The organism is Burkholderia sp. WSM2232 (assembly GCF_000472545.1).
GTDB lineage: Bacteria > Pseudomonadota > Gammaproteobacteria > Burkholderiales > Burkholderiaceae > Paraburkholderia.
In genome coordinates this window covers 150749-166311 of the sequence record NZ_AWZV01000007.1, presented here as the reverse complement: position 1 = coordinate 166311, position 15563 = coordinate 150749, and the positions used below count along the sequence as shown (strand labels likewise).

The following is a 15563-nucleotide window of genomic DNA, read 5'->3' as shown; positions in this document are numbered from 1 at the left end:
TTGCTGAGTCCTCTTTCTGAGTGGTTGGAAAGTGGAGTCAGTATGTCAGACTGCGCTTAATAGGTAAAGTGGATTGTTTTAATTCTGTTGATAGATTGAATCTATCCATTTTGACCCTTTAGCCTATCGACCCTTGGGTCTATCGCACCCCTTTCGGACTCTACCGGCTATCGGTTCCCGTCAGCCTTGAGAATCCGCCAGAGCGTGGTCCGGCCTATTCCAAGCATCCGGCTGGCCGCCGCCCGGTTGCCTTGGCACTGCTCCAGTGCGCTTAGTATCTGCTGGCGGCTAGGAGCGGCGCGGGGTACGGAGGCGGCAGAGTCAGCGGCAGCCAGTGCGGCTTGAGGCGAGGCCCCGGGCGCAGGTCCGGTCACGGCTGCGACCGGCGGCGCGTTGAGCCGCGTGGCCACCGCTTCGTCAGCGGCAGTATTCGCCAGCGTGTGGCGCCCAGCCCGCGTCATGCGCTCGAACTCGGGGAAGAGCGCCCGCAGATCCGCGCCGCTGTCGTCGTCAGCGCCGTCGGCTCCGGCGGCGTCCAGATAAATCGCCGCCCGCGCCAGCAGGTTTTCCAGCTCCCGCACGTTGCCGGGCCACGTATAACCGTCGAAGAGCGGCGCCAGAAACGCGAGCACCCGCTCGAGCGCCGCCTCCGACAACTTATATTGAAGCGCACTGCGGCTTAACAAGTGCCGGGCCAGCGCAACCACGTCGGCGCGCCGCTCGCGCAGCGGCGGCAATTCTATCTGAAGCAGATTCAGACGGAAATACAGGTCCGCGCGAAACGCGCCCTGCTCGACCAGCGCATGCAGGTCGCGATGCGTGGCGGCGATCACCCGCACGTCGACCGGCGTCGCGCGGCCCGAGCCGAGCTTCATGACCTCGCGCTCCTGGAGCACGCGCAAGAGCCGGCTTTGCAATGCAGCGGGCATCTCGCCGATTTCGTCCAGAAAAATGGTGCCCGTGTGGGCAATCTCGAACAGACCCGGCTTGCCGCCGCGCCGCGCACCGGTGAACGCGCCCTCTTCATGGCCGAACAACTCGCTTTCGATCAAGCCTTCGGGCAGCGCCGCGCAATTGAACGCCACGAACGGATTGCCGCGCCGCCGGCTCGCGTTGTGAATGCCTTGGGCGACCAATTCCTTGCCGGTGCCGCTCTCGCCGCTCAGAAGAACGGTGACGTCGTGTGCCGCGGCTGCGCGCGCGAGCCGCCGCACGCGTTGCAGAGCCGCCGACTCGCCGACCAGATCCTCCAACCGGTGCCGGGCGACCAGATGCTTTGGCCGCTGACTGGTGCGCAGCGAGCGGTCGATCCGCTGCGCGACGAGCGCGTCCTGCACCGTCACGACGGAGCCGGAACGCACGCCCTGCTCGAGGATCGGCACACAATTGACTATCAGCGATCGTTCGCCGATCTGCTGGATCCGTTCGTCGACGGCGCCGCCGCGTTCCAGCGCTTCGCGCAGCCACGGGCCGACCGTTCGCACGAGCCCGGCGGACACGTCGCGATCGCGCTGCAGACTGAGCAGGTCGAGCATCGCCGGATTGACGGCTTCGAGCTGGCCCGCGTCGTCGAAAGCGGCCACGCCGTCGCGCAAGTGCGCGACGATCGTGTTCAGGCGCACGCGCTTGGACTCCTTTTGCCGGCTCACGCGCGCGAGTTCGACCGAACGCTCGAACGCTTCTTCCACCGCGCCGAGCGAGTAGAGGAACACGCTCGCGAGCCCCGCCTGCTGCGCGAGGTCGCATGCCATGCCGGGGCCGATAATGACGCGGCAGCCCGCGTCGGCAAGGTTGTTCACGGCGGTTCTGACCTCGTCGGCCGAGCGGTACGCGCGCTGGGTGAGGCGCACGTTCAGCCAGCCGTCCAGCTCGGCGAGTTCGTGCGCGATGGTTTCGTGCAGCACAAGGCCGATCGGTGCGCCGGGCCAAGTAGTGGTGGCGTGCGTGATCGCGCTCAAAACGTCGAAGCCGTTCACCTTGACCATCACGACCGGCACGCTCAGGTGGTCGCGCAAATAGGCGCCGTTCGAGCCAGCCGCCAGAACCACGTCGACGGAACCCGCATCCACGTAGCGCTGCAACGCCGTGACGGCGGCACCGTAACCCTCGCGCACCGGAAAAAACCTGGCACGGTCGGCGTAGCGCGGCGCGATAGTCTCGCAAAGCGACTGCAGGCGGCTGATACTGACAAGAGCGACACCTGGCCGGCCCCGGTCCGCGTTGCTGAAGGACGGCGTAAAAGTGGACACACGAACTCCTGTTGGCCCAGTCATGGCGGCGAAGGAACGCCGTTGAAACGTTCCATGAAACACTGTCCGGAACGTTCGCGCATTCTGCCACGAAACGCGCTTGCCCCGTGCCGTTGCGCAAGCCCCTGATTCAGCAAGGGAAATGCTCACGCGCCGCCAATGGCACACTTTCTGCCCTACCGGCCACATCTACCACTCGTCAACTTTCCGGAGAAACCGTCATGAGCACTTCCGCCACCCGCCGCGCCGCCTTCCGTGCGAGAGTCAATCAACGCGATGGCCTGCTGGTGCCCGGCGCATTCAACGCGATGAGCGCCCGCGTGATCGAGGACGCCGGCTTCGAGGCTGTCTACATCACGGGCGCGGGTGTCACGAACATGTCGCTCGGCTTGCCCGATCTCGGCTTTATCGGTCTTGCCGAGGTCGCGGAGCACACCGCGCGGATTCGCGACGCGGTCGCGCTGCCGCTGATCGTGGACGCCGACACCGGCTTCGGCAACGCGTTGAACGTGCGCCAGACCGTGCGCGTGCTGGAGCGCAGCGGCGCAGACGTGATCCAGTTCGAAGACCAGATCATGCCGAAGAAGTGCGGCCATTTTTCGGGCAAGGAAGTGGTCAGCACGGGCGAGATGGTCGGCAAGATTCGCGCGGCCGTCGACGCCCGCGAGGACGGCAATCTGCAGATCATGGCGCGCACCGATGCCGCGGCCGTTCACGGCATCGAAGACGCGATCGAGCGCGGCCATCGCTTCATCGAGGCGGGCGCCGACATCCTGTTCATCGAGGCGACCGAATCGCTCGCGGACATCGAACGCCTGCCGTCGCTGTTCGACAAGCCGCAGTTGATCAATATCGTGATAGGCGGCAAGACGCCCGTACAGTCGCGCGAGGCGCTGGCAAAGCTCGGCTACGGCATCGTGCTCTACGCGAACGCGGCGCTGCAAGGCGCGGTGCTCGGCATGCAGCGCGCGCTCGGCACGCTGAAGACGAACGGCCGCCTCGACGAAGACGCGTCGCTGGTCGCGCCGTTCAGCGAGCGCCAGCGTCTGGTCAACAAGCCGCTGTACGACCGGCTCGACCGCGAATACGCGGCCAAAGACTGAGCCGCGCGTGTCGCTTAAAGCGTGTTGGCGCCGCACGCGGCACGGCATGAACCGTGCTGCGTGCGAGAGCCGGCTGCGAGGACCGGAGGCGAGGACCCGCTGCGAGGACCGGCGGCGAAGACCGGCGGCGAAGACCGGCGGCGAGAATCGGCTGCGAGAATCGGCTGCGAACTCACGGCCGCCTTGCATGGCTCGCCGATGCGGCAAGCCCGATTGCGCTAGGATTCATGACCGGCCAGCAAACCCAGCGGGTGCCGCACGTCAGTGCAGCGGCGGCGGGCACCGCACGCACGTGCAGCGTCCAAGGCGGCTCTCGCGGCCCATTTCGACACGGTGGATGCCCGCACATCGCCTCGCCATGTCGCCGGACAACGGAACCACGGGGCGCGCGGCGCGATCGGCACGGTTGCGCCAGTCGCACGGCTACCGCAGGCCCGGCTGACCGGCACGGCACCAACACGCATTCGAGAAAGGTAGTCAATAAAATGAAGCCCATCACATCGCTCATGGCCCTCCCGGCGCGCGAGCGTGGCCCACACGCTCATGGCGCGCTCCAACGCGCAGTCCCCCGCAACCTGCGCGGAGCCAAGCGATGAGGGCGACGCACGCGCCTCACAAGCACGTCGGCTGGCTGCCCTACATCGTCGCGGGCACGTTTTTCATGGAGTATCTCGACACCACGGTGATCGCGACCGCGCTGCCGCAGATGGCGCACTCGTTCGGCGTGGGGCCGAACAGCATCAGTCTCGGCATGACGGCCTACATGCTGGCGCTGGCAATCTTCATCCCCGCGAGCGGCTGGGTGGCCGACCGCTGCGGCTCGCGCACCGTGTTCTTCAGCGCAATCGGCGTGTTCACGGTGGCTTCGATCTTGTGCGGACTCTCGCAGAACGTCGCCCAGTTCACCGCCGCGCGTCTGCTGCAAGGCATCGGCGGGGCGATGATGGTGCCGGTGGGCCGGCTGATCGTGGTTCGCAGCACCGAAAAGTCCCGCATGATGCAGGCCATCTCCACCATCACGTGGCCCGCCATCGCCGCGCCCGTGGTCGGCCCGCCGATAGGCGGCTTCATTACGACCTACGCGTCGTGGCGCTGGATTTTCCTGCTCAACGTACCGTTCGGCCTCGCGGCAATGGCCGTGGCGCTCGCCATGGTGCCGAACCTGCGCGGCAGCGAACGCCGGCCGCTCGACCTGGCGGGCCTTCTGCTGAGCGGCACCGCGCTCACCGCGATCCTGTATGGCGCGGAACTGGCGAGCCAGCCCGCCGAGAATCCGTGGGTGGCCGGTGCGATCATCGCTGCGGGCTTGTTGGTCGGCGTGGTCGCGTTCCAGCACGCGAAGCGGCATCCGCATCCGCTCATCGACGTCTCCACGCTGAAGATTCCGACCTTTTCCGTGACCGTGGTCACGGGCTCCTTTACACGCATCGGCATTGGCGCCGTGCCTTATCTGATGCCGCTGCTGTTTCAGGTCGGCTTTGGGCTGTCGGCGTTCAAGTCGGGGCTGCTGCTGCTCGCGAGCGCACTCGGGAATCTGGGCATGAAGGCGCTGACCACGCGCATCCTGCAGCGCTTCGGCTTTCGTATGGTGTCGATCGTCGACGTGACGGTGGCGGGCATCTTCATCATCGCGTGCGGCCTGCTGACGCCCGAGGTGCCGCTTGCGCTCGTGCTGATCGTGGTGTTCGTGTACGGCGTCGCGCGCTCCATGCAGTTTTCGACGCTCGCCACGCTCGCCTACGCCGACGTCGCCCAGCCGCAAATGAGCGCGGCCAGCACGCTATGGAGCGCGGCCGCGCAAATGACAATCGGGCTCGGCATTGCGTTCGGCGCGGTGTCGTTGCGCGCCGCCGCGTTCTTCAACGGCGAGACGTCGGGCCACGCCTTCACGCTCGACGACTTCCGCCTCGCATTCCTGCTCGCAGGCGTGTTGACGCTGCTGTCGGTGATCGGCTACATGGGCCTTTCGCGCGATGCGGGCCAAAGCATCGGCGGCGGCTCGCGGGGCGCCGAAGATCCCGCGAAGGGCTGAGCCACATCAGGAGAGAGTCAGGAGACAACGTGACGACGTCCAATGAGCTGAAAATCTCAAGCGACAACAGCGAGCTCGACCTCGACATGGTGCACGCGTTCCTCTCGCAGCAAACGCCGTGGGCGAAGGGCATGCCGCGCGAAACGCTGGAACGCGCGATTGCGGGGTCGCTATGTTTTGGCGGCTACGTCGGCGGCAGGCAGGTGGCGTTCGCGCGCGTCGTTACGGACCGTGCGACCTTTGCCTATCTATGCGATGTCTTCGTGCTGCCGGAGCATCGCGGTAAAGGTTATGCGAGCGCGCTGCTTGCGCAATTGTTGGCGAGCGAGTCGCTGCAAGGTCTCAGAAGAATCATGCTGGCGACAACGGACGCGCATCACGTCTATCGGCCGCATGGCTTCAAGGCTTTGTCGGACCCCGCGCTTTTCATGGAAGTGCACAACCCGGACGTCTACACCGGCGCCTGACAGAGCCGGCGCGGCCACGACAACCCGCGCCAAGGCCGGGCCTCATGCGCGCTGCAGCGTCGTTCAGACGTACGGGCGCTCGCGCATCCACTTCGTCATGATCCACTTGTCGCCGGATAGCACCGGCGCGCCGCCGTGCAAGGTCAGCGGATCGAGTTGACGCCGGCCGTTCATGTAGCGGAAGTACACGGCGCCGCCCTGCTGCGCCGCCACGGACAAGCCTGCTTCAGGAAAGATGGTTTCGCCGCCGTCACGCACGTCGTTCAGATAGACGACGAGCGTCGCCACGCGTTGTCCGCCGCGAGCGGTGTGCACCGCGCTGCCGGGCTGGTCGGGCGGGAAATAATCGAAATGCGGCCGGTATTCGCCGCTCGGCCCGTAATGAAGAATCTGCAAACCTTCGCCATTCTCCAGCGGCCAGTTCATCAGGCTTGCGATCCGCTGGTCGAGCCGCTCGATCAACGCGTCTTCTCCGCGCTGATACCAGATGCCTTCGCTGGTGCGATTGCGGATTACGTCTTCGCGGCCGGTAGCCGGATCGACGATGGTCGAGCGTTTCAGCCGATGCCGCGAACGCTCGATCATTTCGGCGCACTCGTCCGGCGAAAGCACGTTGCCGAACACGATGACCTGCGGCCGTTCACAGCGCATCAACACCTGCACGTCGCGGTCGAAGGCGCGAATCGTATTGCCGCGCGCGACGGGGCCTGCGTCGTACTCGTATGCCGCACGCGCCTTCTGTGAGCCTTGCGCCTCGTGCGGCAAGGCGGCTTCAACGCCACCCGCAGACGCCGGCAACGGCAATGCGTGCAACGCAGTCACGCCGAACGCGCCGCGCACCGCTTCTTCAGCCGCGTCGGAGGCAAAACCGGCCTGCACCATGGCCTCGATCATCGACTCCATCGTGCAGCCGCGTGCCGCGTTGGCGCGCAGCCATTCCTGCCATGCGGCGTCCACTACCGGCATACCTTTCCCCGCTGTTGGATAGAACAAGCATAATGCATCGGCAGACGCCCTCCGTTCACGCCTGATGGTCCTGGCGCCGATAAATGGCGAGCCCTTTGCGCGCCCGCGCACGGATCGAGCGCTGCACGAGCGGCGACCACCCGAGCAGCGCGCCCCGTGCGCCGAGTGCCTGACGCATCCACGCCCATAAATCAAAACTGTCGCGATGCTCGACGATCAGTCCGTCGCGAAAGGCAAAGCGCGCGTCGATCTGATTCACCACCGGGCGGCCGGTCTGACCGAATACGTAGCCCGCTGTCCAGTGCGCGCGGCCGGTGTGCTCGTCGGCTTCCACGCTGTCGAAGGTCAGCGAGAAATCCTGCGCGCGCGTGACGAGCATGCGCCACATGTCGCGCACTTCGTCGCCGCGCAGCTCGCCGAATGCCGGATCGCTGAACACGACGTCATCGGCATAGCAGGCGATCATGGTGTCGGCGTCGCGCCGCTGGAACGCCGTATAGAAGCGCTCGATCAGTTCGATATTCGGATGTCTCATTTGTTCTGGTAGCTGGGGTTGCCGGCATTCAAGCCGCTGAGGAAGTCCGCGACTTCGGGCGCGTGGGAAGGCGGATTGTATCGAATCAGCGCACACGCCCCTGAAGCGGCGGCGGCTAGCCCTCATGCGCGTGAGCCCGAGCGCGGATCCCGGCGAGCGAAACGTCGACCAGCAGTCTGCCGGAATCGAATACCGTTACCATCGCGTCCTGCCACTCGGCATCTGCATCGCCGGTATGTTCATGTGGCGCGAGCGGCAGCGTGGCCGTGCGGTACTCGCCCGTACGGCGATTCACGAGCAGCGTGAGCCGGCCTTTCATCGAGCGCTTGGTGGCGTCGGTCACCGGGTCTTTTGAAACGTCATGCCACCTGTCGCCGAGGCGGATCGCCGAACATTTCATCGCAAAGCGCTGTGTGTCGCGATTGATCTGTTGCAACAGCGCCCCGCCCATTCCGAACACGATGTTGTCCGCGGCGAAACCCGCATGTTCCATTGCGGCGAGAATGGCTTGCAGCGAGTCCGCGTTCACGCCGTCGCCCTGAATCACACGCACATTGTGCAGCACGCGCCAGCCCTTGCTGTTTACGCTGGATCCGAACGACGCCTCAAGCGCATGCAAGGTCTGCAACACGATGCTCCGCGGATCGCCCGAATCGGGGCGAATCACCAGCATGCCGCCGGAATCGAGCACCGCCTGTCTGAGCTCAGTGCCCCATACCTTTAGCGCAGCGAACAGGTCGTACGAGTCCGACACCACGGAGACGATTGCGCCCGGCTTCGCAAATTTCGCGATCATGTTGCGATATGCGTCGGTCTCGCGCTCCCGGCCCCATGACGTGATCGTGCTGTGTTCGGCGGCGGGCACGGAGAACGCGGCCATGCTTTCGTTGTAGTAGTGATTGGCAGCCACCACGCCGAGCACCGTGTCCGATCCCATGAAGCTCACCAGATGCGCGGCGCCGCCGATCGCCGCCGATTCGGCGCTCGACACGCCGCGCGCACCGAAGTCGTGCAACTTGAACGGCAGTTGCGTGAGATCGTCGCTGGTCTTGAGCAGATACGCGCGAATCGTCTGGCGCAGATGCCAGCTTTGCGTAGCAACCGTGACCGGATACCACACGCGCAGCAGCATCGTCTCCAGATATGAAGCGAGCCAGAACACCTGCGGATCGTCGCATTCCACGGTAACCAGCACGTTATGCGTGGGCACCACGGAACCTTCGGGCACCGCACGAATGCGCACCGGCAGATAACCGCCGTAATGCGCCACGATATGACGCCAGCCCGCTTCGTTGAACGGTTCGCCATGCGCGATGAAAAACGCCCTGGCCTCGTCGATCATCGACGCCGTAATGGGGCGGCACAAATACTCCTTGATGAGCATCTGCAAGCCGAAAAAGAGCGTGCGGTCGTAGCGCCCGCCGCGCGATTCGATGTAAGAAAACATCGCCGACGCTTCTGGCGGGTACTGCAGATAATGCGACGCCTTGTACGAATCCGTGTTGAGGATGGGATTCGAAAGGAACGCGCGCACGCCGCCAGGATCGCTGGACTCGTTGATCATGAAGAAACTCCGCGCTCGGCTCGCTGACAGTGACTGGCTTTACATGATGCCACGAGCATGCCGCGCGCGGCAGGCAACTGCCGGGCCCGGTCATTCGCGGCCCGCGCACGTTGGAGAGCGGCCTGCCCGCTGTCGGGCGACAGTGTTCAGTCGGCGTCGCCGGATTTGGGCGGACGAACGCTCGCATCGCGAGCGTCGGTCCTTTCATGCGAAACAGGCAGCTCGTATGCGTCCCGCAATGCCGGGCGCTGAAGCTCCGCCTGTGCGCGGCGCTTGATGGCCTCGGCAATCACGAGTGTCGTCAGATCGACGGGCGGCGCGGCGAACAACGCGCGCTTCGCGCCGAGATGGGCCCGATAACGCAGGCGCGCGGCACTGGCCGCGGACAAAGTGACTGATGTAGCTGATTGATCGTGGCGCGGCGCGCAGGCCGGCCTGGAAATTTGTGTTTTCATGACATCCCCCGTACGAATGACACGCTGATACGCTCATCTGCTCATGGCTTCGTTGCAGCGTTCCAGGTCCGCCGTGCTCACGCGAATGCGCGAACACGGCGCCCGGTCCACTCGCAACTCCGCCTCTCTATGGAGGCTCTCTGACCTTCTCCCCGCTTCGTCGCGCCGGTTGGCCAAGACCGTACGCTGCCCCTTTCCCTTGTATGCACGTCGCTCGCGCAAACGTTGCCGCGCGAGGTACCTGTCGTTATATGTCCAGCACCTTCACAGACGAAAAAAAACCGGCGAGGTCAGAGCTTGGCGTCGTCGGTTCACGAACCACCGCTTCGCATCGGTTGTTCGGCCCTTGTTGTTGGACGTCCGTCTGTCATGGCCCCGCCGCAGCCTCGTATGACGCATTGGCGTTCCCCGGCCGCGTCCACGAAGTCGTTCTGTTGCTGCCGGTCGTTCCGGCTTTCCCCTCGCTTCGGCCTCGTATTCCTTGGCTGACGGGCAGCAACACATTCGCTGTGACTCGCTTATTGCAATGGCTATGCCATGTGCACGCAGGTGCTGCTGCACAAGGCGTCTTGCACTTTGCGCGGCAGCGGCTCGCCTCACCACAGCATGAGATGACGCCGAGTGATTCGTATACGAGACGCGCTGCGGCCTCGCAAAGGTGCGCGACACGCAAATCGAACGCATGGAATTCGCGCATCATATAAGCGCTCCATCCTGCGGCGCCGCCTGCCTTCGCGCTTTGCGGGAATGCGCCGGTCAATATCGCGCCATCGCCGTGCATTGAAACGGTGCGAATAGGCCGCAAACGCATGAAGTCGATTTTGTTGCAGGACTGAAACATGGCAATTCGCGACGCGTGCACGCGCTGCGTACTGCAACGCTCACAACAGGGCTTGACGCAGCGCAAGTGAAACGGCATGCGATTAGCCGCGCAATGTCCGCCATATCAGGCAACTACTGAATAATCGCGAGTCAATCAACAAACTTTTCCGCTACTGATTTGTTTGTATAGCATTCCAAAGCGCTTTCGCTTATGTTTAAGTCACGCGCCGGACAGAGCGCGATAAAAAACAGCGTGCTGGCCAGGAAGCGGTATAAGTGATTCGGGGATGAACACTCCGGCGGTTGCAACATAGACCATGCTGCCGCCTGTCGCAAACATGCGGCACCTCCCGGCTCGCGCCGTACTTTTCCCGCCCGGCTAGAACGTCGACTGTTGAACCGGCCATTGGCCGCACTCACAAACGAGAGTGCGCCGCTGGCATTGGGCTTCGCCGGACCTCGCACACAGGCTGGCCGGCTCGCTTAATCCGGAGGCCGTGCGGCCTTGCCGGTCATGAACAACGTCGAACAGCAGTCTTCAGCCAGCACGGAATCGGGGGTAATGGAAATGACTTTCGCATCTGCGGAGATCGGACGCACCGTTCTTTATGTATCGAACTCGCCCGATCAGAAACTCGCCGACTTTCTCGCCGCGTCGGGCTGGCACGCTGTTCACGCGAAAACGACCGCCAGCGCGGAGCGCATGATCGAGCGCGAGAACATCAAGGTCGGTCTCGTCCAACTGCCGGAAGACTGCACGTCGCAACAGTTGTCCGCGCTCGCCTCGTGCATGCGCCGCCCGGAAACCAACTGGGTCGCGCAGATCGCGCCGGGCGAGGCGGACAACGAACTGGTCAGCCGCTTCATTCTCGATTACTGCTTCGACTTCGTCACGCGGCCGTGGCTGAACGAGCGGCTCGTGTTCGCGCTCGGCCACGCGCACGGGCTCTCGGCGCTGCGGCATGTGCAGGTGACGCCGGAACCGTCGCTCGGGCGGCACGGCATGGTCGGTCAGTGCGAGGCGATGCAGCAGTTGTACCGGCGCATCGACAAATGCGGCCCGACGGAAGCACCAGTGTTCATCGCCGGTGAATCGGGCACGGGCAAGGAGCTGACCGCGCGCGCCATCCACGACCGCTCGCCGCGCGCCGGCCGCCAGTTCGTCGCGATAAATTGCGCGGCGATCCCGCCGAGCCTGCTGCAGGCGGAGCTCTTCGGGCATGAACGCGGCGCGTTCACCGGCGCGCTTCAGCGCAAGATCGGCCGGATCGAAAGCGCGCATGAAGGCACGCTGTTTCTCGACGAGATCGGCGACATGCCGCACGAATGCCAGGCCGTGCTGCTGCGCTTTCTGCAGGAAGGCACCATTGAGCGGCTCGGCGGCAACGGCCCGATTCACGTCGACGTGCGCGTCATTTCCGCGACCCATGTCGACCTGGACAAGGCTGTGGAAGACGGGCGCTTTCGCGCCGACCTGTATCACCGGCTATGCGTGCTGCGTCTTATCGAGCCGCCGTTGCGCGAGCGCGGCGGCGACATCAGGCTGCTCGCGAACTACGCGCTCAGCATGTACCGGCAGGACGGCGGGCGCAAACTGCGAGGGCTGTCGAGCGACGCGATCGTCGCCATGTCGAACTACGCGTGGCCGGGCAATGTGCGGGAGCTGATCAACTGCGTGCGCCGCGCCGTGGTGATGAGCGAGGGTCGTTTTCTCACTGCAAGCGACCTGGGCCTGCCCGCTACGGACAACGGGCCGCCCGTCACGCTCGCGGAGATCCGCAGCAAGGCGGAAAAAGACGCGATAGAACATGCACTGCAGCGGCATGGCCATAAATTGTCAGAAGCGGCGGCCGAGCTCGGCATTTCTCGCGCCACGCTGTACCGGCTGATGCATGCCGACCGTCTGCACCAGGAGCCGGCGGGCGGGCATGCGTCGAGCGGCGGCGCGAACCGCAGTTCGCACGCGGACGACGACGGCGAATCGGAGAGGCGCGCGCCGTCGTTACTGTCGGCGGCTTCCGCGTAGGGTTCGCATAGCGCAGCGGGCGGGGCGCGTTGCGGTTTGCGGCGCGGTTTCGGTTCGGCAAAGCGGCGTGGCAGTGGCATGCGCCGTTGCATGCAGCGCGCCGAGATGCGGCTGAGTGCGCGGTTGCAGTTCGACAAGCGGCGCGGCGGGCGCCCAGAGCCGGCGTGTGCCCGTTACCGGAAAAAGCTCATTTGGACCCGTTCATGTCGAGCCGGCCGTCCCCGACCACCCACGCGCGTTCGCCTCATCAAGCGCAACTTCCAGTCGACATCTTTCCGCGCGGGCCCACCTTATAGCGGCCGACGCCCACCGGCTCGCCTGCCGCCTCACCGTTCCCGCGACGCACAGGCAAGCAACTTGCTACCGCCTCTGGCCAGCGCCGCGCGCCTTTCGCGAGCGGGCATTCGTTACCCGGCAGGGCCCGCCGCAGGGCTCAAGCTTGACGACTCAGGAACTTGTGCCGCCCGTGCCGTGTCGGTCAAGGCCCAGCCGAAAATCGCCAGACCGGCCCCTGCATCCTGCGATGCCGTCGCACCCCGCAGCCCGTCTTATACCTTATGCGCAAACTACTACACGCCTGCTTCGTCGCTCTGCTCATTCTCGGCGCCCCGCCCGTCCTCGCCGCTGTGACGCCGGCCACGCCCGCCTCGGCGGCCTCGGGAACCGCCGTCACACTGACTCCCGACCAGGCGCGCCAGGCGCTTTCGGTGCTCAACGACCCCAAGCGCCGCGCACAGGTTGCCGATACGTTGCAGGCCATCGCCGCAGCCGGCGCGCTCAGCGCCCCGGCGTCCGCCGCGACGCCGGCCTCGGCGCCCGCGGCCGCGAGCGGCGCTGCCGCGCTCGTGCCCGCCGCGTTCAAGTCCAATGGGCTCGCCTCGCAACTCGCGCGTCAGGGCGCGCACTGGGCCGTGCATCTCGGCACGTCGCTGCGCAACTCGGTGACGGCGCTGCTCGACGTGGCATCGGTGCGCGCGTGGTGGAACTGGCAATTGACCAGCCCGCAGGCCCGCTCGATCCTCGCGCACGTCGCCTGGTCGTTGCTGGCCGCGCTGCTGCCGGCGCTCGCGCTCGAATGGCTCGCGCGGCGTCTGCTGCGCCGCGCCTATCGCGCTCTCGCCGCGCGCCGCGAACACGGCGACCTGGTGGACGCGCCGCGCACCGACCTGCCGGTCGACGTGGTGCCCCAACCTGCCGACGCGCCGAATGCCGCGCCGCCCTTGCCCGCCCCGCCGGTCGCCGAGGCGCGGGCCGAGGCCGAAGCCGAGGCGGCGGCAAAGCAGGCCGCGGCAAGAGCCACAGCAAGCTCGGCAGCGACGCCCGCCACCGGCGAGCCGCCGGTGACTCCCACCCCCGCGCCGTCCGCCGCCACCGGCAAGGCCGCCGAAGCGAAAGGCAAGCAGAACGCGACGCATCACTGGACGCTCCTGCAGCGCCTGCCCCGCGCGCTGCTGGTCACGGTGCTGCGGCTCGTGCCGCTGGCGGTGTTCGTCGGCGCATCGAGCGCCCTCATGTCGCTCTTCACCGACGACAACACGCCGCAAGACCGCGCACTCGACTCGCTCGTCGACATTTATGTGCTGTGCCGCCTGGTCGTGATCGTCAGCGGTTTCTTCCTGCAGCCGGCCGCGCCGCGTCTGCGTCTGTTGCGCATGAGCGATGCATGGTCCGTCTTCGTGCATCGCTGGGTGATCCGCATTGTGACCGTGATCGGCGTCGGTTCGGCGGTCGCGGAAATTGCCAGGTCGCTCGGTCTGAACGAGGCCGCGCACCTCGCGTTGATGAAGGTCGTCGCGCTCGCCGGCCATGTGATGCTCTCCATCCTGATCCTGCAATGCGCGAAACCCGTGGGCGAGCTGATCCGGCAGCGCGCCGCCGCGCGCAAGTCGCTCGAACTGGCCGGCAACGCGCTCGCCGATGCGTGGGCATGGCTCGCGGTGTTCGTGGTGATGGCGCTGTGGTTCATCTGGGCGCTCGACGTGCAGAACGGCTACCACGCGTTGCTGCAGTTAGGCGGCATGTCGCTCGCGGTGCTGGTGGGCGCGCGCGTGCTTGCCATCGTGATCTTCGGCGGCCTGGCGCGGCTCTTCAACGGCCGCGACGACGCCGACCAGTCGCTCGTGCATCAGCACGCGTACCGCTACTACCCGCTGCTGCGGCGGGTGGTCTCGTGGATCATCGGCATCGCGACCGCGCTGGCGTTGCTGGCGGTGTGGGGCGTCGACGTTGGGGAGTTGTTCCGCGACGGCAGCATCGGTCACCGGCTCGCGTCGGCCCTCGTCACCATTGGCGTGGCGGCGGTGATCGCGCTGCTCGTGTGGGAAAGCGTGAACGTGTCGGTGGAACGGCGCCTCGAGCGCTGGACCACGAGCGGCGATCTGGTGCGCGCCGCGCGTCTGCGCACGCTGCTGCCGATGCTGCGTACCGCCCTCTTCTGCGCCATCGCGCTCGTCGTCGTGCTGACCGGCCTGAGCGAGCTTGGCGTGAACATCGGACCGCTGCTGGCCGGCGCAAGCATCTTCGGCGTGGCGCTCGGTTTCGGCTCGCAAAAGCTGGTGCAGGACTTCATTACCGGCATCTTCCTGTTGATGGAAAACGCCATGCAGGTGGGCGACTGGGTGACGGTCGCGGGCGTGTCCGGCACCGTCGAGTATCTGTCGATCCGCACGGTACGCTTGCGCGGCAGCGACGGTTCGCTGTTTACCGTGCCATTCAGTTCGGTCTCGACGGTGAACAATACGAATCGCGGCATCGGCAATGCGGCTGTGCGCGTGAACATCGTGTTCGGCCAGGACGTGGATCTGGCAATCGAAACGCTCAAGGAAATCGGCGCCGCGCTGCGCGAGGAAGACAAGTTCAAGGACGGCATTCTGTCCGACTTCAGCTTCTGGGGTGTCGACGCAGTGGACGGCTCGGCGGTGATGCTGGCCGGCCAGATGCAATGCCGCGACTCCGCGCGCTGGGGTGTGCAGCGTGAATTCAACCGGCGCATTCTCGACCAGTTCCGCGAGCGCGGCATCGAAATCGCGAACCCGCAGCGCAAGCTGCTGACGTGGGATCCGCAGAGCGCTGCGCCACGCGTGGAAGCGGCTGAACCGCCCGAGCAGGAGCCGCAGCGGCGGACAGAAGCGGAACAAGCGGCGCAAGCAGCACAAGCAGCGCAAGCAGCACAAGCGCCTTCAGGCCGTTCGTCCGCCGACGGGACTTCGTCCGATGGCGCTTCGAAAGGCGACGCGCCGGTGCAGGACCAGATTCCGGTGGACCCTAAGCCCGCAGGCGGCCCGGGCACGCCCGCCAATCCTGGACAGGCCTCGCCGCATGAATGACGCTCCCCGGGCGCTCAC

10 protein-coding genes are annotated in these 15563 nt (G+C 65.7%); 5 read left to right on the top strand and 5 right to left on the bottom strand.

Annotation, left to right across the window (positions count from 1 at the left end):
• Positions 1 to 167: 167 nt before the first annotated feature.
• Positions 168 to 2249, bottom strand: a complete 2082-nt coding sequence (prpR, locus tag F757_RS0107300; RefSeq protein ID WP_027210837.1) for a propionate catabolism operon regulatory protein PrpR — start codon at positions 2247 to 2249, stop codon at positions 168 to 170.
• 221 nt (positions 2250 to 2470) lie between these two features.
• On the opposite strand from prpR, the gene F757_RS0107295 reads away from it, so the two are divergent.
• The 3 genes from F757_RS0107295 (at position 2471) to F757_RS0107285 (ending at position 5851) form a co-directional block, all read left to right on the top strand.
• Positions 2471 to 3352: an isocitrate lyase/PEP mutase family protein gene (locus F757_RS0107295; protein WP_027210836.1), complete on the top strand. Its 882-nt coding sequence runs from the start codon at positions 2471 to 2473 to the stop codon at positions 3350 to 3352.
• Between the two features lie 592 nt (positions 3353 to 3944).
• Positions 3945 to 5384, top strand: a complete 1440-nt coding sequence (locus F757_RS0107290; protein ID WP_027210835.1) for an MFS transporter — start codon at positions 3945 to 3947, stop codon at positions 5382 to 5384.
• A 29-nt stretch (positions 5385 to 5413) separates the two neighbouring features.
• Complete coding sequence (locus tag F757_RS0107285; protein WP_027210834.1) at positions 5414 to 5851, top strand: GNAT family N-acetyltransferase; 438 nt, start codon at positions 5414 to 5416, stop codon at positions 5849 to 5851.
• Positions 5852 to 5914: 63 nt separating this feature from the next.
• On the opposite strand, the gene F757_RS0107280 is transcribed toward F757_RS0107285, so the two are convergent.
• From F757_RS0107280 to F757_RS0107265, 4 genes are all read right to left on the bottom strand, one after another.
• Positions 5915 to 6817: a 2OG-Fe(II) oxygenase gene (locus F757_RS0107280; protein ID WP_027210833.1), complete on the bottom strand. Its 903-nt coding sequence runs from the start codon at positions 6815 to 6817 to the stop codon at positions 5915 to 5917.
• A gap of 55 nt (positions 6818 to 6872) precedes the next feature.
• Positions 6873 to 7352: a nuclear transport factor 2 family protein gene (locus F757_RS0107275; protein ID WP_027210832.1), complete on the bottom strand. Its 480-nt coding sequence runs from the start codon at positions 7350 to 7352 to the stop codon at positions 6873 to 6875.
• 115 nt (positions 7353 to 7467) lie between these two features.
• Positions 7468 to 8916, bottom strand: a complete 1449-nt coding sequence (locus F757_RS0107270; RefSeq protein ID WP_027210831.1) for a nicotinate phosphoribosyltransferase — start codon at positions 8914 to 8916, stop codon at positions 7468 to 7470.
• Positions 8917 to 9062: 146 nt separating this feature from the next.
• The gene (locus tag F757_RS0107265) at positions 9063 to 9371 is read right to left on the bottom strand and encodes a hypothetical protein (RefSeq protein ID WP_027210830.1); all 309 of its coding nucleotides are present in this window, start codon (positions 9369 to 9371) and stop codon (positions 9063 to 9065) included.
• A 1384-nt stretch (positions 9372 to 10755) separates the two neighbouring features.
• Here F757_RS0107265 and F757_RS0107260 point away from each other — a divergent pair.
• Positions 10756 to 12219, top strand: coding sequence for a sigma-54-dependent transcriptional regulator (locus F757_RS0107260; RefSeq protein ID WP_027210829.1), 1464 nt, complete (start codon positions 10756 to 10758; stop codon positions 12217 to 12219).
• A gap of 557 nt (positions 12220 to 12776) precedes the next feature.
• Positions 12777 to 15545 carry a mechanosensitive ion channel family protein gene (locus tag F757_RS0107255; protein WP_027210828.1) on the top strand — a complete coding sequence of 923 codons (2769 nt, stop codon included), beginning with the start codon at positions 12777 to 12779 and terminating at the stop codon, positions 15543 to 15545.
• Positions 15546 to 15563 lie beyond the last annotated feature (18 nt).